The sequence below is a fragment of the Bradyrhizobium aeschynomenes genome, assembly GCF_013178945.1.
GTDB classification, from domain to species: Bacteria; Pseudomonadota; Alphaproteobacteria; order Rhizobiales; family Xanthobacteraceae; genus Bradyrhizobium; species Bradyrhizobium aeschynomenes.
In genome coordinates this window covers 23834-44464 of sequence record NZ_JABFDM010000006.1, presented here as the reverse complement: position 1 = coordinate 44464, position 20631 = coordinate 23834, and the positions used below count along the sequence as shown (strand labels likewise).

Sequence of the window (20631 nt, the reverse complement as noted above, 5' to 3'; positions counted from 1 at the left end):
ACATGGCTGAAGTGAACTTGCGCAAGGTCGTGAAGCGTTACGACGACGTCGAGGCCGTCCGGGGGATCGACCTCGACATCGCCGACCACGAGTTCGTGGTCCTGGTCGGCCCGTCCGGCTGCGGCAAGTCGACGACCTTGCGGATGATCGCGGGGCTCGAGGACATCTCCGACGGCGACATCTCGATCGGCGGCGACGTCGTCAACGACGTGCCGCCCAAGGATCGCGACATCGCGATGGTGTTCCAGAACTACGCCCTCTATCCGCACATGACGGTCGCGGAGAACATGTCGTTCGGGCTGCGCCTGAAGCACTATCCGAAGGCCGAGATCAAGAGCCGGGTGGCGGAGGCCGCGCGCATGCTGGACATCGCCGACCTCGTCGACCGCAAGCCGAAGCAGCTGTCCGGCGGCCAGCGGCAGCGCGTGGCGATGGGCCGCGCCATCGTGCGCAATCCCAAGGTGTTCCTGTTCGACGAACCGCTGTCCAACCTCGACGCCAAGCTGCGCGTGCAGATGCGCATCGAGATCAAGAAGGTGCATCAGAAGGTCCGCACCACGACGGTGTACGTCACCCACGACCAGGTCGAGGCGATGACCCTGGCCGACCGCGTCGTGGTCATGAACAAGGGCCGCATCGAGCAGATCGGCACGCCGAACGAGCTGTATCATAATCCTGCGACGCGCTTCGTCGCCGGCTTCATCGGCTCACCCGCGATGAACTTCGTGCCGTGCCGCCTCGAGGAGGCCGAGGGCCGGCTCCATCTGCGTCTCACGGACCGGATCTCGTTTCCGTTGCCGCCGGCGCGGGCGGCGCGCTATCAATCCGTGTCGCGGAATGAACCGCTGCAGCTGGGCATCAGGCCGGAGCACATCACCGAAACCAAGCCGCATGCCGAGCCCGGAATCGAGCCGTTCGAAGCGCTGCTCGAGGTCACCGAGCCGATGGGGATGGAGACCCTGGTCTACTTCACCCTCAACGAGACGCCGGTCTGCGGTCGGGTCAGTCCCAATGCGGGCGCGCGGGATGGCAGCCCCCTGCGCATGGCAATGGACCTCAACAACATGCACCTGCTAAACGAGACCACGGGCCTCGTCATCTGACGAGGCCACCAAGAAACGTGGTTCAAGGGCAGGACATGAGCACCAGGACGGCAACCAACAAGAACAAGATCCTCGTCACGGAATCGTTCTCGGCCAAGGGACGCGCGCTGCTCGCGGCGCGCGACGACGTCGAGATGATCGAGTTCCCCAACATGATCTCGGCGGCCGACTTTTCTGCGCTGCTCACCTCCCACGCGCCCGTGCATGGCGTGGCCCTCGGCGCCACCCGTTTCGGCGAGCCGGAGCTCGTCGCCGCCGGCGACATGAAGGTGGTGACCCGGATCGGCGTCGGCTTCGACGCCGTCGATGTGCCTGCGCTGAGCAAGCACAAGGTGCCGCTGATGGTCGCGGGCACCGCGAACTCGCCGTCGGTCGCCGAGCAGGCGCTGTTCATGATGCTGACGCTCGCCAAGCGCGCCAACGAGATGCATGCGATGGTCAGGGACGGCACCTGGGGCTCGCGCCTCGGCGTGCTTCCGTTCGACCTCTACGGCAAGACCGTGCTGATCATCGGCTTCGGCCGCATCGGCACCCGCACCGCCAAGCGCTGCCTCGCGATGGAGATGCAGGTGCTGGTCTATGACCCCTACAAGCCCGCCGCCGAGATCACCGCCGCCGGCTGCGAGCCGGTCGCCGACCTCGATGCCGCACTGCCGCGCGCCGACTTCGTCAGCATCCACTGCCCGAAGACGCCCGAGACCATCGGCCTGTTTAACGCCGCGCGTCTGCGGCTGATGAAGCCGACCGCGTATCTGATCAACACCGCCCGCGGTGGCCTGATCGACGAGGCTGCGCTCTATGATGCACTGGTATCAGGCCGGCTGGCCGGCGCCGGCCTCGACGTGTTCGAGCAGGAGCCGCCACCGGTCGGCCATGCGCTGCATGCGCTGCCCAACGTGATCATGGCTCCCCACGTCGCCGGCGTGACCCGCGAGGCCGTGGACCGCATGAGCGAGCAGACCGCGCGCAACATTCTCAGCGTGCTGGACGGCGCGCCGATTCGCCAGAACGTGATCAACCAGGACGTGCTGTAGTCGTCCGGCTCAGGCAATGGCCCTGCCTCATCGGCAATGAGGCAGGAGCCGGGCTGCATCACGTGAATGTCAGGATCTTTCTCCACCGCTTTGTTGCCCAATTTTCAACGCAATCTTGCAACCCGGCCAAATCTCGCTACAACTGTAACTATCGGTGCGGATGTTTGCGCGCGCCGGTAGGAACAGGGGCGGCCATGAGTGTTGCGACCGAGCACGCGCTCGCAACGATAGCGAGCATTCTGGATCAGCCTGAAGCCGCGAAGCCCGCGGACAGAGCGGGCTCGCCTTCGAAGAAGGCGGCCGCGACGGTCGTGTCCTTCGATCAGGCTGATGGCTATACCAAGATCGGACCGGGCCCGATCTCGGCGATCCGTTTCCGCTGGACGGCGAGGCGCGGCGAAGATGGCTACTACGTCGATGAGACGGTGGGGCCCACCTCGATCGCTGTAAGCAGCGGTCCGATGAGCGCCGAGGCCGCCGTCAAGACCGTCGATACCCGTGCGCGTGAGGCGATCGAGCGTTTCGAGGCCCTGAAGAACGAGATGACCGGCAAAGGCCCGACCGCGCCGACGGGCCCCGGCGAGCGCTAGCCGCGGCTCCCCAGATATCGACCGGCCCGGTGATCGCCGGCCCCTTTGTCGTCACGGCTGGATTCAGGCTGCCCCAGCGGCTGAAGCTGCCTCGGTGCAGTGGAAGCCGGGCGTCTCCATCGCTTTCCACGTGCAGGTATGGACCATGGCGATCGCGCCATGTGGCCCGGCTGCGGTCGACGCTCTCTCCCCTCGTCCGGCGATATCGCCTCGTATAAGAATAGCCTCGTCCAATCCAAGCCGAGGTGTCGCATCATGGGGTTCTTCGATCGTCCGCTATCCGTCCTGACCGGGCTCGTTCTCGTCTGCAGCCTCGCCGCTCCCGCGGCCGCGGACCAGGCCTCGCGCCTCGACGAGATCGTGCAGCGCGGCAGCCTGCGGGTCGGCATGACCGGCGACTACAAGCCCTTCACCTATCTCGACAAGGCCACGGCCAAGTTCTCCGGCTTCGACGTCGACATGGCCGAGTCGCTCGGCAAGGCGCTGGGCGTCAAGGTCGAGTTCGTGCCGACGAGTTGGCCGCAGCTGATGAAGGATTTCGAGGCCGACAAGTTCGACGTCGCCATGGGCGGCGTGTCGATCACGCTCGACCGCCAGAAGAAGGGCTACTTCTCGACGCCGATCATGCGCGAGGGCAAGACCCCGATCACCCGCTGCAGCGACACCTCGAAGTACCAGACGCTCGCCGATATCGACAAGCCCGGCACCCGCGTCGTCGTCAACCCCGGCGGCACCAACGAGCGCTTCGCCCGCGCCAACATCAAGGCCGCCGACGTCCGCGTCCACCCCGACAACACCACGATCTTCGAGGAGATCGCCAAGGGCGACGCCGATTTGATGATGACCGACGCCTCCGAGACCCGCTACCAGCAGAAGCTGCATCCCGGCGTGCTCTGCGCCGTGCACCCGGAGAAGCCGTTCGACTTTTCGGAGAAAGCCTACTGGCTGCAGCGCGACGTGGCGCTCAAGGCGTTCGTGGACCAGTGGCTGCACATCTCGACCGAGAACGGCAGCTATCAGGCGATCTACAAGGCCTGGTTCGATTGAGGGATGACCTGATCCGGCGCGCCCTCGGGCCAGCCCTGTGGGCTGGCCCTTGTATGGAAGAGGTCAAAAAAGACACATCCCGACATTCCCGATCGGGCCGGCGATACCGTGGCCTTCGGGCCGACACGCGTCGTGATTGAGATCGGAAAGAACTCTCCTGGCACTCGTGCTGCGGTACACCGTCGGTCTGAAACCCAGTGCAACGGATCGGACGTCTTGAGGAGCCCGCAATGGCCTCGAACTTCTCGACGATCGGCTTGGCCATCGACTCCATGAAGGACATGGAGGCGCTCCTGAAACGGGTCACCCCCCTCGCCGAGCGACTGCCTACCCCGGCCGGTGCATATCTTCGCTGGTCAGACCCGAGCGGCGCGGAGCTCTGGATTCAGGTCGACGGAGGCAACGAACTCACCGGGTTTAGCCCCCATTACGCTGGCCTCTCGAACATCAACGTCGGGCTCACGGCCCGGCTTCCGGCCGCGGCGCCAAGCAGCCTCGACGGGGCTTTCCAAGGGTGGGCCGACCCCTCAGGCGGCGAGGCCGATATGGGCTGCTATCCGTTCATGTTCGATGCGCCCGACTTTCGCTGTCACGACGGTCTGAAGTTACCCATTTGCCTGACGGTGCAGGTCGCGGCTTTCGCTCACGACGTCCGCTTCTTCGAGACGGTTGCTGCATACGACGCAAGCGAGACCGACGATGTGAAGTTTGCGTCGCGATCGTTCATCCCTTCTGGTCTCTTTACTCCGTCAGGGGAGTCTGCCGTTCCGCCGCAAGCCCGCGCAATGTTCGTGGGTCACGTGATTGCGGCGGACAAGAAGGTCAACTCGCTGACGCGAGGCGCCTTCTATTGGGCTCTGGTTGAGACCTATGGAGGCACATATGACGTCGTCATGGACGAGAACCTGTTGCCCGATGTCCCCCGTGTCGGAGGCGTGATATCCGGTTCATTCTGGCTGTCCGGGCGCATCGTAGCTCCTGGTGACGAAACCAGCGGCTGAGCGGCCGACAGCACGAGACCGAGGTACCTCCCGGGCAGAGACAACAGATCATGTCCTTCGAGATCAGGGCTATAGCAGAGCGCGACATCGCCGCATTCCACGCCGTGCTGGACAGCGTGGCGCGCGAACGGCGATTTCTCTCCTTCCTCGAGGCGCCGCCGCTCGATCAGATCAGGACCTTTGTCCTGAAGAATATCGAAGATGGCCTGCCAGAGTTCGTCGCGCTCGACGGCGCACAGATGGTGGGCTGGTGCGACATCCTGACCAACACGCGCCGCACGGTGCAAGCCCATTGTGGCACGCTCGGCATGGGCGTCCTGCCGCCATATCGCGGCCGCGGACTTGGCCGTGCTCTGATCCGAAGAGCGATGGATGCAGCACTCGCTTTCGGGCTCACTCGCATCGAGCTGACCGTGCGCGAGCAGAACGCAAATGCGATCGCCTTGTACAAGAGCGTCGGCTTCGAAACCGAAGGGCTTCACCGCAACGCCGTACGTATCGACGGCCGCTATGGGAACGTCGTCTCGATGGCGTTCGTGAGCGCGTGACAGCGATGGTCTTGGAAGCGCAAGGTTGCTGAATGAGGCAGGGGCATGTCTGATGTACCAGGGCATCTCTGGCGATATTCAACGCGGGAAGCCATGCATTCGCTATGCCGCCGGTTTGGCTTTCCCAACGAGCCGGGTATGCAGGACTGGGAGTGGGAAGTAGCAGATCCCACCAGGATCGATGAGTTTCTCTCCGCATATGAGAGCGGCGAATTGAGCGAAGACGAGCGCTTCGTCTTGATGGAAACGATCATTCAGTCGTTCGAGGACCTGCAAAGGCTCGAGAAGCATCCTGATCCTGATCAACGGTGGCAACGTGTCCTCGTCATTCTCGACCGCAACATCGATCTCCATGCCCATACGGTCTGGTATTGGTCCCTGCTCGACGCCGCGGACTTCAGCGACCCGGAGCAGCAGTTCTGGGCTACGCCGTTCGTTCGTGCCATTCTTGCCAGGCACCGGACGCGGCTCGAAAAGCCGCCGACCTGATCTACGCTAAGACCGAATATTTCTGAGCCATTCCAACGGGAAGACCATCGTCAGGTCAGGTAAGCAAATATTTTTGTTGCGTTTTTCCGAAATACATAGTTCACTGCGCGCATCCCGCCTCAACGAGAGGGGCGTTGCGCGCGATCGTCACGACACGCGAGGTGGGGAGGCGATGGCCGCGAGATGCCGAAAGCGTGCTTGCACGCGGACGGACGGCAGCTTGCGGACGTGAAGTCGCAGGGTCCTGATACCCCGACGCTGGTATCACCCGCGCAATGCGCAAGCATTGTCGCGGCATGGTGGCCAACAAGCCCGGCGCACCAGGGAGACTGCGTATAAGCGTTAAGACCGTCGCGCAGGGAATGCCGGTTGATCGGCAGCACCTGTGGTACCTGCCGCCTGCATTTTTTACGCAGGCGGGCCATGGGTGAGGCCCTCACCCGGCATTCCCTGCGCCCTCTTCTTCTACAGAGGGAGCCGACTGATGGATCACTCGGACGTCATGCGTCGCGAGAACGCGGTGTCTTGTTTTGGTCGCTCTCTCAACACACCCGCCGTCATTCCGGGGCGCGCGCAGCGCGAGCCCGGAATCCATACTCCGTGACGAAGCCTTGGGAACGCGATGGAGAGACCAGCGTGCCCAACACGAGCGCTCGTGGCTATGGATTGCAGGCTCGCGCTGCGCGCGCCCCGGAATGACGGCGCTGTATGGATCGCTCGCGCAACAGATTCAGTGTCGTCCCGGCCTCCGAGCCGGGACCCAGACTCACAGGCCGAAGTTTGTGGTAGGGCGGAGATGCAGCGGAGCAGAGCAGCGCCGCCGGTGGCGATGGGTCCCGGCTCGAAGGCCAGGACGACAGTTGTGTGTGTTGCTGCACCTCGGCTCATCGCGACGAGGCAGCGGCAGCCTGCGCCGCCCTCAGCCGTTGCGATACGTGTAGCTGTAGCCGTTGATCGCCGGAGCACCGCCGAGATGGGCGTAGAGCACCTTCGACCCTTCCGGGAAGTAGCCCTTCTTGACGAGGTCGATCATGCCCTGCATCGACTTGCCCTCGTAGACCGGGTCGGTGATCATCGCCTCGGTGCGGGCGGCCAAGCGGATGGCCTCGTTGGTTTCGGCGCTCGGCACGCCATAGGCCGGATAGGCGTAGTCGTTGAGGATGACGATCTCGTCGTCGCGCACCTTGCGGCCGAGCTCGACCAGCTCCGCGGTGTTGTCGACGATCTGCCGCACCTGGCTGCGGGTCTGCTCCGGCGTGCCGGAGGCGTCGATGCCGATGACGCGGTCGGCGCGGCCGTCGGCGGCGAAGCCGACGATCATGCCGGCCTGGGTCGAGCCGGTGACGACGCAGACGATGATGTAGTCGAACTTGATGCCCATCTCGGCTTCCTGCGCCCTCACCTCCTCGGCGAAGCCGACATAGCCGAGACCGCCGAACTTGTGCACGGAGGCGCCGGCCGGAATGCCGTAGGGCTTGCCGCCGGCATCCTTCACCGACTGGATCGCGTTCTCCCAGCTCTTGCGGATGCCGATGTCGAAGCCGTCCTCGACGATGCGGCTGTCGGCGCCCATCAGGCGGGTCATCAGGATGTTGCCGACGCGGTCATAGACGGCGTCCTCGTGCGGCACCCAGCTCTCCTGCACCACGACGCACTTCATGCCGATCTTGGCCGCGGTCGCCGCTACCATGCGGGTGTGATTCGACTGCACGCCGCCGATCGAGACCAGCGTGTCGGCATTGGATTCGATCGCGTCGGGCACGATGTATTCGAGCTTGCGCAGCTTGTTGCCGCCCATCGCGAGGCCGGAATTGCAATCGTCGCGCTTGGCATAGATCTGCACCTTGCCGCCGAGCGCTGCGGTCAGGCGCGGCAGATGCTCGATGGGCGTGGCACCGAAGGTCAGCGGATACTTCTTGAACTTGTCGAGCCGAAGCACGGGATCTCTCCGTGGATGGTGAAATGGATCAAGCGAAACATACGAGAAAGCCGACGAAAGGTGCTCTCTTTATTGGTCCGTTCTTTCGTGCTTACGTCGAGGACGAGCCGATATTGCGGTATATTCCATCAATGGATCAGTAATTGATGAAAGAAACTTCCGAAGCCGATCTCGACCGCGTCGACCGTCGCATTCTGCAGCTGCTGCAGAAGGACGGCCGCATGAGCAATGCCGAGCTGGCCGCAGCCGTCCATGTCAGCCCTGCGACCTGCCATCGCCGCACCCAGCGGCTGTTCGAGGCGGGCTACATCAAGAGCGTGCGCGCGCAGATCGCGCCCGAGAAGGTCGAGCGCAGCGCGCTGGTGCTGGTCGGCGTCGTACTCGATCGCTCCACGCCTGAGAGCTTCCGCACCTTCGAGGCCGCGATCCGCAAGCTGAAATTCGTGCTCGATTGCCATCTCGTCGCGGGCGATTTCGACTTCTTCCTCAAGATCCGCGTCAGAGACATGCAGGACTTCAACCGCATGCATGGCGACCAGTTGATCTCGCTGCCCGGCGTGCGACAGACGCGCACTTTCTTCGTGATGAAGGAGGTTGTCGACAATGCGCCGCTCGATTTCTGAGCAGGTGCTGCATTGAACCGAGGTCGCGGCATCAGCGACTTAACTGCGCGTGAGCTCGCTCACATCAGCAACCGGAATCGCGGAGATCCTGATGAAGAGGCTGTTGGCCGTTGCTGCCGTGGTTCTGGCCAGCAGTGCCGCCCATGCGCAATACGTCATCGAGTACGGCGGCAAGACGATCCGCATCGATCCCGACCGCGGCACCGTGCAGATCCCGGGCGTCTACGACAATACCGAGCAGAAGAAGACCAAGCGCACCAAGCGCGATCAGGACAGCGCGGCCAAACCGCAGCCGGGTTCGGACAAGCAGGCGCCAGCCGAAGCGGCCGTCACGCCGGCTCCGCCCGCGCAGGCTCCGGCGATGGTGGCCCCTGCCCCGACGGCCGTCGCCCCTGCGAGCCCGCCACCTGCTCCTGCTCCGGTTGCGCCTGCCCCCGTCCAAGCGGCTGCGCCGCCGCCAGCGGCCCCCGTCGCACCAGCCGAACAAGCCGCCAAGACGGCAGCTCCCGCTGCGCCTCCTGCGGCTGCGTCGACCGCTGCCGCTCCTGCAGCGGCTCCAGCACCTGTCGCGGTCTCACCGCGACCGGCCCAGGCCACGCCCGCCGTGACGACCGCCGCAGCGCCGCCGACGGCAGCACCACCCGCTATGCGCGATCCGAACTCTCCCGTCGGGATCTGGCTGACCGAGGAGAAGGAAGGCAAGATCCGCATCGAGCCGTGCGGGAGCAATCTTTGCGGCTACGCCGTCGACGCCAAGACCAACCAGAACGGCGAGCAGATCCTGATCAACATGCGTCCGAGCGACAAGACGCAGGAGAAGAAGTGGAGTGGCCGCATCTTCGATCCGAACAGCGGCAGCACCTACGACTCGACCATCGCGCTGAAGGGATCGGACAGTTTGCGCGTGCAGGGCTGCGCCTTCGGCGGCATGTTCTGCGGCGGCCAGACCTGGACGCGGGTGAACTGAGCGTTGCGGCTTCAAGACAAAAGCGCGCGGCCTCTCGACCGCGCGCTGCACGTTTCATCAGTCGAGGATCAGCCGACCGGCGTCGCGTATTCCTCGTCGGTGACGTGCTCCATCCAGTTGGAGTAGACGCCGTCGAGCGCCTCCTGCATGGCGATGTGCGTCATCTCGTTGTCGGGCGAAGCGCCGTGCCAGTGCTTCTCGCCCGGCGGGATGAAGATGACGTCGCCCGGCCGGATCTCGCGCACCGGGCCGCCCTTGGCCTGGATGCGGCCGATGCCGGAGACCACATAGAGCGTTTGCCCCAGCGGATGGGTGTGCCAGGCGGTGCGCGCGCCCGGCGCGAACGAGACGCGCGAGGCGTTGAGGCGCGCAGGCGCCGGCGCCATGATCAGCGGGTCCTGCAGCACGTTGCCGGTGAAGTACTCGGCGGGGGCCTTGCGCGTGGCGCGCGAGCCGGCGGGATGGAAGTCCATGATGTGCCTTTCTGGAGCTGTCGCTCGCGTGTGAGCTTACTTCTTCGACGCCACGTAGCGCGCCTTGGTCTCGGCATTCATCGGATAGAGGCCCGGCAGCACGGCTCCCTTGTTCACCTCGTCGACGATCCAGGCCTCCATGCGCTCCTGCTCGGGACCTTCGGCCAGCACGTGATCGAGCATCGCCTGCGGGATCAGCACGGCGCCGTCCTGGTCGGCCACGATGACGTCGTTCGGGAACACGGCGACGCCGCCGCAGCCGATCGCCTCGCCCCAGCCGACGAAGGTCAGGCCCGCGACCGACGGCGGCGCGGCATAGCCGTCGCACCACACCGGAAGCCCGGTGCCCATCACCCCTTCGAGGTCACGCACCACGCCGTCGGTGATCAGCGCGGTCACGCCGCGCTTGACCATGCGGGCGCACAGGATGTCGCCGAAGATGCCGGCATCCTTGACGCCCATCGCATCGACCACCGCGATGCAGCCCTCGGGCATGGCCTCGATCGCGGTGCGGGTGGAGATCGGCGACGACCAGGATTCCGGCGTCGCCAGATCCTCGCGCGCCGGCACGAAGCGCAAGGTGAAGGCGGGACCGACCAGCCGCTTCTGTCCCGGGCGCAGCGGCTTCGCGCCGCGCAGCCAGACATTGCGCAACCCCTTCTTCAGCAGGACCGTGGTGATGGTCGCGGTGGTGACTTGAGAGAGGGTGGCGATGGCTTCGGGAGTGAGGGACATCTTGAGACTGGCGCTCCAACAGGCTGGCTAAAAAGGCAGGCGCATCTTGCGAGCGGCGGTCGCCGCGTCAAGGCCTCGCGGCGTGCGCCCGCTGCATGCGGGGTTGCGCGGCCCGATAAAGTTCTCTTATCGCAGAACATCCGATTAATTTATTGAATTTTCGAGACTTTTTGCCTTTCACCCAATTCCACTCGCAACTGAAAACGGCTAGATCAGGGACCAGCAACGCGGATCACTTCGGACCAATGGCCGACCCTTTTCTCCCTCCTCGCCTGCTGCCCAGCGGCGACAGCGCTCTGACCGTCGAGTTCAGCCGGACCATCGACGAGACCGCGAACCGGCGCGTCCTCGCGCTCGATCACGCACTGGCGGCGGCTGCGATCGACGGCATCACCGAGACCGTGCCGACCTATCGCTCGCTGCTGGTGCATTACGATCCCGGCGTCATCGACCACGAGACGCTCAGCGCAAGGCTGCTTGCGCTCTCGGCCGGGTCGCTCGCACCGGACACCGAGGTCAGGCGCTGGCGGGTTCCGGTCTGCTATGGCGGCGAGAATGGCATCGACCTCGAGGACGTCGCCAGGGCGCTCGGCATCACGCCGGACGAGGTCGTCGCGCGCCACGTCGCCGGCACCTATCGCGTCGCGATGATCGGCTTCACGCCGGGCTGGTCCTATCTCTCCGGCCTCGATCCGTCGCTGCAGATGTCGCGCCGGCAAAACCCGCGTCTGGCGACCCCGGCGGGCATCGTCGCGATCGGCGGCATCCAGACCGGCATCCAGTGCCTCGCCGGTCCCTGCGGCTGGCACCTGCTCGGCCGCACCGCGATGCGGACCTTCCAGCTGCACCGCGAACCGACCTTTCTGCTCGAGCCCGGCGACGAGGTCAGCTTCTACGCCGTGGATGAGAAGACGTTTGCCGAGCAGGAGCGTGCGGCGGAACACGGCGAGCTGATCGCCGAGCGGATCGCCGCATGAGCACGCTCATCGTCTCGCAGATCGGCCCGGCAAGTTCCGTCCAGGATGGCGGACGCTTCGGTGCGCAACGCTATGGGCTGACGCCGTCGGGCGCGATGGACAAGCTGTCGCTGGCCGCGGCGAACAGCCTGGTCGGCAATGCGCTGATGGCGGCTGCGATCGAGATCGGGCCGTTCGGCGCGACGTTCACGGCGAAGGGCGGCGCGGTGCGCGTCGCGTTGTGCGGCGCGCCGCGGCCGGTTGAGGTCGCCAAGCGCCAGGTCGACATGAACACATCGGTGACGCTGAACGAGGGCGAGAAGCTCGCGCTCGGTTTTGCGCGCGGCGGCTCGTTCAGCTATCTCGCGATCGAAGGCGGCATACCGGGCGAGCCGATGTTCAACAGCCTCTCGGTCAATGCCCGCGCCGGCCTTGGCAGCCCCTACCCGCGGCCGCTGCAGGCCGGCGACGTGTTCGACGTCGCGCCAGCCGGCCAGACGCCGGAGATGCAGATCGATGTGCCGAAGCTGAGCGGCCCGATCAGGGTGGTGATGGGTCCACAGGACGACGAGTTCAGCGACGAGATGAAGGCGCTGTTCCTCCGCAGCAACTGGATGGTCTCGGCGACCAGCGACCGCATGGGTTATCGGCTCGAGGGCCCCGTCATCAGCCATCTGCACGGCCACAACATCGTCTCGGACGGCACCGTCGAGGGCAGCATCCAGGTGCCCGGCAACGGTTCGCCGATCGTGCTGATGTCGGATCGCGGCACCAGCGGCGGCTATCCGAAGATTGCGACCGTCATCACGGCTGATTTCGGTCGCTTGGCGCAGACGCCGGCCGGCACGCCGTTCCGCTTCAAGGCGGTCGGCATGGCCGAGGCGCAGGCCGAGCTGCGCCGCTACAAGGACCTGATGCGCAGCCTGCCCGGCCGCGTCACCGAGCTTGTGAGCAGTGATTTCAACATCGATGCGCTGTTCACCGCCAATGTGGCGGGGCATGCCGTCAGTGCGACCGACGTCACGACCTGGCCCGGAGCGACGCCCGACTAACGATCGTACCTCATCAACGAGCGGACCATCACATGACCAGCACCGTCGACCTGAACTGCGACCTCGGAGAAAGCTTTGGCCCGTGGGAGATGGGTAATGACGCCGCGATGATCGAGCTGGCGACCTCCGTGAACGTCGCCTGCGGCTTTCACGCCGGCGATGCCGACATCATGCGCCGGACGGTGGAGATGGCGAAAGCGAAAGGCGTTAGCGTCGGCGCGCATCCCGGTTATCGCGACCTCCACGGCTTTGGCCGACGCCCGGTGCCGGGGCTGACATCATCGGAGGTCGAGAACCTCGTCGCCTATCAGATCGGTGCGTTGCAGGCGATCGCCACCGCGGCCGGCCACAAGGTCACGCATGTCAAGGCGCATGGCGCGCTGTCCAACGTCGCCTGCGAGGACGACATGACGGCCAACGCGATCGCCAAGGCAATCAAGGCCGTCGATCCCAGCCTGATCTTCGTGGTGCTCGCGAACTCGAAGCTGGTGACCGCTGGAGAAAAAGCCAATCTGTCGATGGCGCACGAGGTGTTCGCCGACCGCGCCTATGACGACAACGGCCTCCTGGTGTCGCGCAGCAAGCCGGGCGCGGTGCTGCACGATCCCAAGGTGATTGCCGATCGCGTCGTGCGCATGGTGCAAGACGGAGCGGTCGTCTCAGTGACGGGCAAGGTGATGAAGATGCGCACCGACACCGTCTGCATTCACGGCGACACCGCTGGCGCCGTCGAGATCGCCCGCGAGGTGCGCAAGGCGCTCGACGCGGCCGGCATCAGGGTGGCGCCGTTCAAGACGGCGCCGTGAACGAAGGAGTCTGATCAGAACGGATGGGTGAAGGGCATGCCCAGCGTGATGGCCCCGATCAGCGCGAGTGCGCCGTAGAGGGCGACCAGTGCCACCGTGGCGCCGCGCTCGCGAATGGCGCGAGCCTGAGGCATCTGTCGCAGGGGCGTCGAAAGCGTCCGCATGGCCGGTCTCCTGAAGTTCCGGCCAGGAGAAAAGCGCTCTCACAGGCCGATGCAAGGCAACCGCGCAAATAACGACAAGCCCCCCGTTTCGGGTCCGCTTGGAACCAAAAAATTCTCGGCCGCTGCCCCGGCCGAGAATTTTATCCGCGGGGTTCCAGCCCCGGTGAATGCGTTAATAAACGTCGAGCTGGAACCGGCCCTTCTTCTTGAGGTCGGCGACGAAGCTGACGGCCTCGTCGGTCGATCGCGCGCCGAACTGGGCGACGATGTCCACCAGGGCGCGCTCGACGTCCTTGGCCATGCGCTTGGCGTCGCCACAGATGTAGAGATGCGCGCCGTCGGCGAGCCATGTCCACACCTCGCGGCCGACCTCGCGCATGCGGTCCTGGACGTAGAACTTCTTGTCGCCGTCGCGCGACCACGCCAGCGACAACCGGGTCAGCAGGCCAGCGGTCTTCATCGCGTTGAGCTCGTCGGCGTAGAAGAAGTCGCAGTCGCTGCGTTGATGGCCGAAGAACAGCCAGTTCTTGCCCGGCGCGCCGGTCGCCCTGCGATCGTGCAGGAAGGCGCGGAACGGCGCGATGCCGGTGCCGGGGCCGACCATGATGATCGGCGTCTTCGGGTCGGCCGGCAGCGCGAAGCCATGCGCCTTCTGGACGTAGACGCGGAGCTTGTCGCCGGGATTGATCCGTTCCGCCAGGAACGTCGAGGCGAGACCGAGGCGCTTGCGCTTGCCGACGACGTAGCGGACGCAGTCGACGGTCAGCGACAGTTTTCCGGGCGTCGCGTTGTGCGACGAGGAGATCGAGTACAGCCGCGGCTGCAGCGGCTCCAGCGCCTCGACGAAAGCCTCGGGATGCGGCCGCACGCCGGAGAACTTCTGCAGCACCGCCATCACATCGAGCGTCGCCGCGTCGCCATCGGGATCCTCGCCCTGCGCCAGCTGCCGTGCCTTCTCGCGGGTCGCGCCGCCGGTGATGAAGGAGATCAGTTCGAACAGCGAATCCGGCGCCGGCGCCAGCGAGACGTCCTCGAGCAGGCACTGCCGCAGCGGCTTGCCGTTGACCTCGGTCATATGCGAGGCGCCCAGCAGCGCGATGATCTGATCGACGAGGCCAAGATCGTTCTTGGCGAAGATGCCGAAGGAATCGCCGACGACATAGTCGAGCCCGGACTCGCCGAGGTCGAACTCGATGTGCCAGGTCTCCTTCTCCGAGCCGGGCTTGTTGAGCAGGCGCCGCGACAGGAACGTCGCCGCCACCGGATTGTCGCGCGAGCGGCCGGGCGCGCTGACGACGACGGAGACGGTGGCCGGTGTCGCGGCAACGGGCTTGGCCGCCGCTGGCGCTTTGTCGATCTCCTCATACAGCGCCTTGACCATCCGCGCGGTTTCCTTGCCGCCGGGGACGCAGAGATTGAGACGCGCTTCGCTGCGATTGGCGATCGCATCCGAATAGTCGCTGCAATTGTAGCCACATTGGCCGCAGTCCTGCTGCGCCATCGCTGCCATCAGGCGGCGGCGCAGCGGACGTCCCTCGGCGAGCTTCATGCGTTCGGCGATCGGCATGGTCTGGTCGTGCCATGGCGCCTCGCCGTCATCGGCATCGCCTGCGGGCGCCAGCACCGCGCCGTTCTGCGCAGGCGGCAATGCCGTCGATCCATCAAGACCGAGGGCACCGGCGAGGAAGCCGTTGAGCCAGGAACGCTGGGCCTCGGAGAACGGCGCCGTCGCGGGAATGATCTCGATCTTCGGCTCGATCTTCGACATGGGGGTGATCTGGTTCATGCTGACACCTCGGACGTCGTCTGGGCTTCGGCGAGCTGGCGCAGCGCGTCGCCATCGTGGCGACGGGCGAAGGACAGGAAGGTCTCTTCGGGCGAAGCGCGGTGGGCGAGATAGGCCTTGAGCAGTTTCTCGACGAAGCGCGGCGCGTCCGCCGCCTTGAGGTCGCGATAGACCTCGCGGCCGATATCGGCCTGCGGGCCGAAGCCTCCGCCGGCGAACAGATGATAGCCCTCGACAGTGTCGTCGCCTTCGCCGACGGGCACCTTCGCTGCGATCATGCCGATGTCGCTGATGTAGTGCTGGGCGCAGGAGTGATGGCAGCCGGTGAGATGGATGTTGAGGGGCGTGTCGATGTCGACTCTGCTCTCGCACCAATCGCCAATCTCCGCCGCATGCTTCTTGGTGTTCGCTGCCGCGAACTTGCACCCGGCATTGCCGGTGCACGCGATCAAGCCCGCGCGGATGTGCGAAGCCTTCGTCGAGAGCCCGATCTGCTCGATCGCCGCGCAGGCCAATGCGACCTTGTCGTCGCTCACACCCGACAACAACAAGTTCTGCCACACGGTCAGCCGGATCTCGCCGTCGCCGAGATCGGCCGCGATCTTGGCGAGCGCCCGCATCTGATCGGTCGTCAGCTTGCCCAGCGGCAGCACCACGCCGATCCAGTTCAGCCCCGGCTGCTTCTGCGGGTGCACCCCGACATGCGCCATGCGATCGGACTCCGGCCGCGGCGCAAGCGCCTCGTCCGGCACGCGCGCGAGCTTGCGGCCGAGCCTTGCCTCGACGGCTTCCATGAACTTGTCATGGCCCATGCTGTCGAGCACGTATTTGAGCCGCGACTTCAGCCGATTGGTGCGATCGCCGGTCTCGATGAACAGCCGCACGATGGCGTCCGCCACTTCGGTGGCGCGCTCCGGCTCGACGATGATTCCCGTCGGCTTTGCGAAATCCTTGTGGCCGGTGATGCCGCCGAGGCCGAGTCTGAACCACACGCCCGGCGTCACGCCGAAGCCGTCCTTCACCTCGACCGCCGAGAAAGCGATATCATTGGTGTCCTCCAGCGCCGCGATCCTGCCGGCGCCGTCGAAGGCGACGTTGAACTTGCGCGGCAGGCCATATAGCGAGCGGTCGTTGAGGATGTGGAAGTGCCATTCGCGCGCATAGGGTCGCGTATCCAAGAGCTCCTGCGGATCGATGCCGGCGGTCGGCGTGCCCGTCACGTTGCGGATGTTGTCGGCGCCGGAGCCGCGCGCGGTCAGGCCGAGATCCGAAAGTCCCTCCAGCAGCAGCACGGCATGCCTGGGCGGGATCTCGCGCAGCTGCAGATTGGCGCGCGTTGTGACGTGGCTGTAGGGACCGCAGAGTTGATCGGCGAGATCGGCCAGGCCGGTCAGCTGCCAATGCTTCATGATGCCGTTGGGAATGCGCAGCCGGCACATGTAGGAGTCCTGCGCCGGCGCAACATGGAACAGGCCGAAATAGCGCCAGCGGAAATTGTCGGCGGCCGAGGGCGCCGCGTTGCTGCGGGCCTGCTGCTTCAGCCGCTCGTAGGCGTCGAACGGATGCAACTCGCGCTTGACCTTCTCCTGGTCGGCGAGTTTGCGGCCTGCCGCGATGACTTTGTCCTGCGCCTTGATATGGATGGCGTCCGGCCCGGTCGGCTCGGAGGCCGTGACGGCTGCGGCCTGGACGCGGCCGCCCAGATTGACCTTGAGGCCGGCAGCCAATCCTTCCAGGTAGCGCTTCTGCTCGTCGTTGAAGTCGACTGACAAAGTTTCGATTTTCATGATGGCGGACGAAGCTCCAGCGGCCACGGCGATTGGCTTTCGGGGGATGGGATGAGGATCGCGTGGTCCGAACGGCCGGCTTTGGCGTCGTTCAGATCAGCGGTCCGACCAGCTTCGTTGCTGCGGAAATCCTGCACGGATTGCAGTCAGCGGCATCTGCGGCGGCTGACTGCACTGCAACATTCAAGTTGCGTGCCAGCTTCGAACGCGAAGAAATGCAGGACAAAACAAGAGGCTGTGCGAATTGGCGAAGGCGCGATCGTAGGCTCAAGCCCTGAAATAGGCGCACTCCGCCCAAAAAATGGTCGGGCGGCCGAGATGCTCATGGCATGATCGGGAGAGGTGGATCAGGCGGTCCAGCGGCCGATCTTGAAGGCCTTGAGGTGACCCATGACGTCGTCGGCCGCGAATGGCGGACCAGCGAATGCGCCGATGGCGGCGTCCTGGACCTGCCCGGCCACACCGAGCGCGGCGTCGTAGATGTCCGGCCTGAACACGCCGATTGCCGTACGCAGCGCGTCGTCGCTCAGCGCCGTCTGACCCCAGCGCACCATCTGCGCATAAAGCCAGGCCGCCTGGATCGGCTCGGGACGAGCCGCCCCTTCGCGCCCCACCAATAAATAGCGCGGGCTTTCGCGGAACGTGCCGTCAGGCGAGATCTTGAGCCGCCCATCAAGCGTGCGCTGGAGCACTTCGGCATCGACGCCGATCCGCTCGGGCTGCGCCAGGATCAGCGACGCCTCGGCATGGTTCTGCTCGATGAAATCGGCGCCCCGGCCGCAGGCCCTGACTAGCGCCGCCAGCGCATCCGGATGCTTGTCGGCCCAGCTCTGCCGGACCGCGAGCACCTTCTCGGCCGCCCGCACCAGGACGTCCGACACGAAGTGCAGGATGTGGCCGATGCCCAGATCGACAGCGATCGAGTTCCAGGGAGCGCCCACGCAGAAGGCGTCGACATGACCGCTCGCGATGCTCTCGACCATATAAGGCGGCGGCAGCACCACGAGACGAACATCCTCATCGGGATCGACGCCGCCAGCGGCCATCCAGAACCGGAGTTGATAATTGTGGGTGGAGAACGGAAACGTCATGCCGAAGGTCAGCGGCTCGACGCCAGCCTTGCGGCGGGCGGCGACGACGCGCGACAAGGCCAGCGCCGTCGCCATCGGGTCGAAACGGTCGCCCTCGAGATTCGCCATGAGCTCGGCATGCAGGGCCGGCGTGACCGTGATGGCATTGCCGTTCACGCCGAGATTGAACGGCGCGACGATCGGGACCTTCACATGGCCGATGCCGAGACTGGAGGCGATCGCGACCGGCGCCAGCAGATGCGCGGCATCGAACAACCCGATGTTCAGCTTGTCGCGCACATTCGACCAGGAGACCTCGCGGACCAGGGTGACGTCGAGCCCCTCCGCGGCGGTGAAGCCCTTGTCGACCGCGACGATCAGCGCCGCAGCATCGACCAGCGGAATGAAGCCAATGCGAAGCGGCCCGCTCATTTCAGCATCTCCGAGGCGGTCAGGATCGACTGAGCGATCTCGCCGATCTTCTTCTTTTCGCGCATCGCCGTGGATCGCAACAGCACGTAGGCTTCTTCTTCGGTGAAGCCCTTCATCTTCATCAGAATTCCCTTGGCGCGGTCGATCACCTTGCGATCCTCCAGCGCCGATTTGGTGCGCTCGAGCTCGTCCTGCAGCTTGGAGAACGCATTGAAGCGGGAGATGCAGAGGTCGAGGATCGGCTTGATCCGCTCTTTCTTCAGACCGTCGACGATATAGGCCGACACGCCGGCTTCGACCGAAGCCTGGATCGAGGCCGCATCGCTCTGGTCGACGAACATGGCAATCGGCCGGCGAACGGCGCGGCTGACCTGGAACATCTGCTCGAGCACGTCGCGACTCGGGTTCTCCAGGTCGATGACGATGACGTCGGGGTCCAGGGCATAGATTCGCGCCAGCAGGCCCTGCATCTCGCTGACATGCACCACGCCGGTAAAACCCGCTTCCCGCAGGCCTTCCTCCAGGATGGCCGCGCGGATCGGGCTTTCGTCGACGATCACGATTTTGGGCGATTGCTCGGCGCTCATCGATCACCAGGGTGTCCGGGCGGTCATCCATAGCATGGACGCGACCGCCTTAAAGCCTTGTCTTTCTGAGTAATTCGGACTAGCTGACGCTTATCCCATCAGGCAGTTCCAAGATGCAGCAGGGTTCCGCGCCCAAGATCAGCTTTGTTTCGCTCGGATGTCCGAAGGCGCTGGTCGATTCCGAGCGCATCATCACGCGGCTGCGCGCCGAGGGCTATGAGCTCGCCCGCCAGCATGACGGCGCCGACCTCGTCATCGTCAATACCTGCGGCTTCCTCGACAGCGCCAAGCAGGAATCGCTGTCGGCGATCGGCTCGGCGATGGCCGAGAACGGCAAGGTGATCGTGACCGGCTGCATGGGCGCCGAGCCCGAGCAGATCGAGCAGGCCTATCCCGGCGTGCTGTCGATTACGGGGCCCCAGCAATATGAAAGCGTGCTGGACGCCGTCCATCGGGCGTCGCCGCCGGTGCACAACCCGCATCTGGATCTCGTCCCTCCCCAGGGCATCAAGCTGACGCCCCGACACTACGCCTATCTGAAGATCTCCGAGGGCTGCAATAACAGGTGCAGCTTTTGCATCATTCCGAAGCTCCGCGGCGATCTGGTGTCGCGGCCGGCGGCCGACGTGCTGCGCGAGGCCGAGCGGCTGGTCGCGGCCGGCGTCAAGGAACTCCTGGTCATCTCCCAGGATACGTCCGCCTACGGGCTCGACCTGAAATACGCCGAGAGCTCTTGGAAGGACCGCAGCGTCAGGGCCCGCTTCCTCGACCTCGCCCGGGAGCTCGGCGATCTCGGCGCCTGGGTCCGGCTGCATTACGTCTACCCCTACCCCCATGTCGACGATGTCATCGGCCTCATGTCCGAAGGCAAGGTGCTGCCCTACCTCGACATCCCGTTCCAGCATGCCAGCCCGAACGTGCTCAAGGCGATGCGACGGCCGGCCGCGCAGGACAGGACGCTGGACCGGATCAAGCGATGGCGGGCGGCCTGCCCCGACCTGGCGCTGCGCTCGACCTTCATCGTCGGTTTCCCCGGAGAAACCGACGAAGACTTCGCTTATCTGCTGGACTGGCTGGACGAGGCCGAGATCGACCGGCTCGGCTGCTTCAAATACGAGCCGGTGGCCGGCGCGACCTCCAACGCCCTGCCCGACCAGGTGCCGGACGAGGTCAAGCAGGAGCGCTGGAACGCGCTGATGGCGCGCCAGCAGAAGATTTCGGCTCGCCGGTTGAAGCGAAAGGTGGGAACCCGTCAGCAGATCATCATCGACGAGGTCGGCCCGACGGTTGCCAAGGGCCGTTCCAAGGCGGATGCGCCGGAGATCGATGGCGCCGTCTACCTTTCCAGCCGCCGTCCGCTGCGGGTCGGCGAGATCGTCACGGCCAAGATCGAGCGCGCCGACGAATACGACCTGCACGGCATCGTCTCGGGGTTCTGAGCC

General features: G+C 65.2%; 21 protein-coding genes. 13 read left to right on the top strand and 8 right to left on the bottom strand.

What is annotated here, in order from left to right; all coding sequences use genetic code 11:
* The first annotated feature begins 2 nt into the window (after positions 1 to 2).
* The 7 genes from HL666_RS18475 to HL666_RS18445 all read left to right on the top strand — a co-directional run bounded on the left by HL666_RS18475 (position 3) and on the right by HL666_RS18445 (position 5812).
* The gene (locus HL666_RS18475; protein ID WP_172108913.1) at positions 3 to 1103 is read left to right on the top strand and encodes an ABC transporter ATP-binding protein; all 1101 of its coding nucleotides are present in this window, start codon (positions 3 to 5) and stop codon (positions 1101 to 1103) included.
* A gap of 35 nt (positions 1104 to 1138) precedes the next feature.
* Positions 1139 to 2137: a hydroxyacid dehydrogenase gene (locus HL666_RS18470; protein ID WP_172108915.1), complete on the top strand. Its 999-nt coding sequence runs from the start codon at positions 1139 to 1141 to the stop codon at positions 2135 to 2137.
* Positions 2138 to 2331: 194 nt separating this feature from the next.
* Positions 2332 to 2727: a hypothetical protein gene (locus tag HL666_RS18465; RefSeq protein ID WP_172109793.1), complete on the top strand. Its 396-nt coding sequence runs from the start codon at positions 2332 to 2334 to the stop codon at positions 2725 to 2727.
* Between the two features lie 255 nt (positions 2728 to 2982).
* A complete protein-coding gene (locus HL666_RS18460; protein ID WP_172182869.1) occupies positions 2983 to 3774 on the top strand; it encodes a transporter substrate-binding domain-containing protein in 792 nt (263 codons plus the stop codon).
* Between the two features lie 230 nt (positions 3775 to 4004).
* On the top strand, positions 4005 to 4775 hold the full coding sequence (locus HL666_RS18455; RefSeq protein WP_172108919.1) for a hypothetical protein: 771 nt from the start codon (positions 4005 to 4007) through the stop codon (positions 4773 to 4775).
* A 50-nt stretch (positions 4776 to 4825) separates the two neighbouring features.
* Positions 4826 to 5323 (top strand): GNAT family N-acetyltransferase, encoded by a 498-nt coding sequence (locus HL666_RS18450; RefSeq protein ID WP_172108921.1) that lies wholly within the window; start codon positions 4826 to 4828, stop codon positions 5321 to 5323.
* Between the two features lie 138 nt (positions 5324 to 5461).
* Positions 5462 to 5812 carry a hypothetical protein gene (locus tag HL666_RS18445; protein ID WP_172108923.1) on the top strand — a complete coding sequence of 117 codons (351 nt, stop codon included), beginning with the start codon at positions 5462 to 5464 and terminating at the stop codon, positions 5810 to 5812.
* Positions 5813 to 6731: 919 nt separating this feature from the next.
* On the opposite strand, the gene HL666_RS18440 is transcribed toward HL666_RS18445, so the two are convergent.
* On the bottom strand, positions 6732 to 7751 hold the full coding sequence (locus HL666_RS18440; protein ID WP_172108925.1) for a 1-aminocyclopropane-1-carboxylate deaminase: 1020 nt from the start codon (positions 7749 to 7751) through the stop codon (positions 6732 to 6734).
* 146 nt (positions 7752 to 7897) lie between these two features.
* On the opposite strand from HL666_RS18440, the gene HL666_RS18435 reads away from it, so the two are divergent.
* Complete coding sequence (locus tag HL666_RS18435) at positions 7898 to 8374, top strand: Lrp/AsnC family transcriptional regulator (protein WP_172131834.1); 477 nt, start codon at positions 7898 to 7900, stop codon at positions 8372 to 8374.
* 91 nt (positions 8375 to 8465) lie between these two features.
* Positions 8466 to 9341 carry a DUF2147 domain-containing protein gene (locus HL666_RS18430; RefSeq protein WP_172182867.1) on the top strand — a complete coding sequence of 292 codons (876 nt, stop codon included), beginning with the start codon at positions 8466 to 8468 and terminating at the stop codon, positions 9339 to 9341.
* Positions 9342 to 9409: 68 nt separating this feature from the next.
* Here the strand turns inward: HL666_RS18430 and HL666_RS18425 are convergent, their stop codons facing one another.
* Both HL666_RS18425 and HL666_RS18420 read right to left on the bottom strand, forming a co-directional pair.
* Positions 9410 to 9814, bottom strand: a complete 405-nt coding sequence (locus tag HL666_RS18425; protein ID WP_172131836.1) for a (R)-mandelonitrile lyase — start codon at positions 9812 to 9814, stop codon at positions 9410 to 9412.
* Between the two features lie 36 nt (positions 9815 to 9850).
* Complete coding sequence (locus HL666_RS18420) at positions 9851 to 10549, bottom strand: ribonuclease activity regulator RraA (RefSeq protein ID WP_172182865.1); 699 nt, start codon at positions 10547 to 10549, stop codon at positions 9851 to 9853.
* Between the two features lie 245 nt (positions 10550 to 10794).
* On the opposite strand from HL666_RS18420, the gene pxpB reads away from it, so the two are divergent.
* The 3 genes from pxpB to HL666_RS18405 are packed head-to-tail and all read left to right on the top strand — an operon-like array spanning position 10795 to position 13363.
* Positions 10795 to 11526: a 5-oxoprolinase subunit PxpB gene (gene pxpB / locus HL666_RS18415; RefSeq protein ID WP_172108931.1), complete on the top strand. Its 732-nt coding sequence runs from the start codon at positions 10795 to 10797 to the stop codon at positions 11524 to 11526.
* Positions 11523 to 12557: a 5-oxoprolinase subunit C family protein gene (locus tag HL666_RS18410; protein WP_172182863.1), complete on the top strand. Its 1035-nt coding sequence runs from the start codon at positions 11523 to 11525 to the stop codon at positions 12555 to 12557. The genes pxpB and HL666_RS18410 overlap by 4 nt, the downstream gene beginning before the upstream one ends.
* Before the next feature lie 32 nt (positions 12558 to 12589).
* A complete protein-coding gene (locus HL666_RS18405) occupies positions 12590 to 13363 on the top strand; it encodes a LamB/YcsF family protein (protein WP_172182861.1) in 774 nt (257 codons plus the stop codon).
* A 14-nt stretch (positions 13364 to 13377) separates the two neighbouring features.
* Here HL666_RS18405 and HL666_RS18400 read toward each other — a convergent pair whose 3' ends face one another.
* The 5 genes from HL666_RS18400 to HL666_RS18380 form a co-directional block, all read right to left on the bottom strand.
* Positions 13378 to 13527: a hypothetical protein gene (locus HL666_RS18400; RefSeq protein WP_172108937.1), complete on the bottom strand. Its 150-nt coding sequence runs from the start codon at positions 13525 to 13527 to the stop codon at positions 13378 to 13380.
* A 172-nt stretch (positions 13528 to 13699) separates the two neighbouring features.
* Positions 13700 to 15313, bottom strand: coding sequence for a sulfite reductase subunit alpha (locus tag HL666_RS18395; protein ID WP_172182859.1), 1614 nt, complete (start codon positions 15311 to 15313; stop codon positions 13700 to 13702).
* Positions 15310 to 17100 (bottom strand): NirA family protein, encoded by a 1791-nt coding sequence (locus tag HL666_RS18390; RefSeq protein WP_172182857.1) that lies wholly within the window; start codon positions 17098 to 17100, stop codon positions 15310 to 15312. Before HL666_RS18390 ends, HL666_RS18395 begins: the two co-directional genes overlap by 4 nt.
* 347 nt (positions 17101 to 17447) lie before the next feature.
* Positions 17448 to 18602, bottom strand: a complete 1155-nt coding sequence (locus tag HL666_RS18385) for a CmpA/NrtA family ABC transporter substrate-binding protein (protein WP_172108943.1) — start codon at positions 18600 to 18602, stop codon at positions 17448 to 17450.
* Complete coding sequence (locus HL666_RS18380) at positions 18599 to 19189, bottom strand: ANTAR domain-containing response regulator (RefSeq protein ID WP_008965342.1); 591 nt, start codon at positions 19187 to 19189, stop codon at positions 18599 to 18601. The genes HL666_RS18385 and HL666_RS18380 overlap by 4 nt, the downstream gene beginning before the upstream one ends.
* Before the next feature lie 113 nt (positions 19190 to 19302).
* Here HL666_RS18380 and rimO point away from each other — a divergent pair, with 113 nt between their 5' ends.
* Positions 19303 to 20628 carry a 30S ribosomal protein S12 methylthiotransferase RimO gene (gene rimO / locus HL666_RS18375; RefSeq protein ID WP_172182855.1) on the top strand — a complete coding sequence of 442 codons (1326 nt, stop codon included), beginning with the start codon at positions 19303 to 19305 and terminating at the stop codon, positions 20626 to 20628.
* Positions 20629 to 20631 lie beyond the last annotated feature (3 nt).

Coding starts and splice junctions, on each gene's coding strand:
- HL666_RS18425 (WP_172131836.1), bottom strand. CDS start 9,814: ATGGACTTCCATCCCGCCGGCTCGCGCGCCACGCGCAAGGCCCCCGCC.
- HL666_RS18475 (WP_172108913.1), top strand. CDS start 3: ATGGCTGAAGTGAACTTGCGCAAGGTCGTGAAGCGTTACGACGACGTC.
- HL666_RS18405 (WP_172182861.1), top strand. CDS start 12,590: ATGACCAGCACCGTCGACCTGAACTGCGACCTCGGAGAAAGCTTTGGC.
- HL666_RS18430 (WP_172182867.1), top strand. CDS start 8,466: ATGAAGAGGCTGTTGGCCGTTGCTGCCGTGGTTCTGGCCAGCAGTGCC.
- HL666_RS18470 (WP_172108915.1), top strand. CDS start 1,139: ATGAGCACCAGGACGGCAACCAACAAGAACAAGATCCTCGTCACGGAA.
- HL666_RS18385 (WP_172108943.1), bottom strand. CDS start 18,602: ATGAGCGGGCCGCTTCGCATTGGCTTCATTCCGCTGGTCGATGCTGCG.
- HL666_RS18395 (WP_172182859.1), bottom strand. CDS start 15,313: ATGAACCAGATCACCCCCATGTCGAAGATCGAGCCGAAGATCGAGATC.
- HL666_RS18460 (WP_172182869.1), top strand. CDS start 2,983: ATGGGGTTCTTCGATCGTCCGCTATCCGTCCTGACCGGGCTCGTTCTC.
- HL666_RS18465 (WP_172109793.1), top strand. CDS start 2,332: ATGAGTGTTGCGACCGAGCACGCGCTCGCAACGATAGCGAGCATTCTG.
- pxpB (WP_172108931.1), top strand. CDS start 10,795: ATGGCCGACCCTTTTCTCCCTCCTCGCCTGCTGCCCAGCGGCGACAGC.
- HL666_RS18410 (WP_172182863.1), top strand. CDS start 11,523: ATGAGCACGCTCATCGTCTCGCAGATCGGCCCGGCAAGTTCCGTCCAG.
- HL666_RS18380 (WP_008965342.1), bottom strand. CDS start 19,189: ATGAGCGCCGAGCAATCGCCCAAAATCGTGATCGTCGACGAAAGCCCG.
- HL666_RS18400 (WP_172108937.1), bottom strand. CDS start 13,527: ATGCGGACGCTTTCGACGCCCCTGCGACAGATGCCTCAGGCTCGCGCC.
- HL666_RS18445 (WP_172108923.1), top strand. CDS start 5,462: ATGCAGGACTGGGAGTGGGAAGTAGCAGATCCCACCAGGATCGATGAG.
- HL666_RS18420 (WP_172182865.1), bottom strand. CDS start 10,549: ATGTCCCTCACTCCCGAAGCCATCGCCACCCTCTCTCAAGTCACCACC.
- rimO (WP_172182855.1), top strand. CDS start 19,303: ATGCAGCAGGGTTCCGCGCCCAAGATCAGCTTTGTTTCGCTCGGATGT.
- HL666_RS18450 (WP_172108921.1), top strand. CDS start 4,826: ATGTCCTTCGAGATCAGGGCTATAGCAGAGCGCGACATCGCCGCATTC.
- HL666_RS18390 (WP_172182857.1), bottom strand. CDS start 17,100: ATGAAAATCGAAACTTTGTCAGTCGACTTCAACGACGAGCAGAAGCGC.
- HL666_RS18455 (WP_172108919.1), top strand. CDS start 4,005: ATGGCCTCGAACTTCTCGACGATCGGCTTGGCCATCGACTCCATGAAG.
- HL666_RS18435 (WP_172131834.1), top strand. CDS start 7,898: ATGAAAGAAACTTCCGAAGCCGATCTCGACCGCGTCGACCGTCGCATT.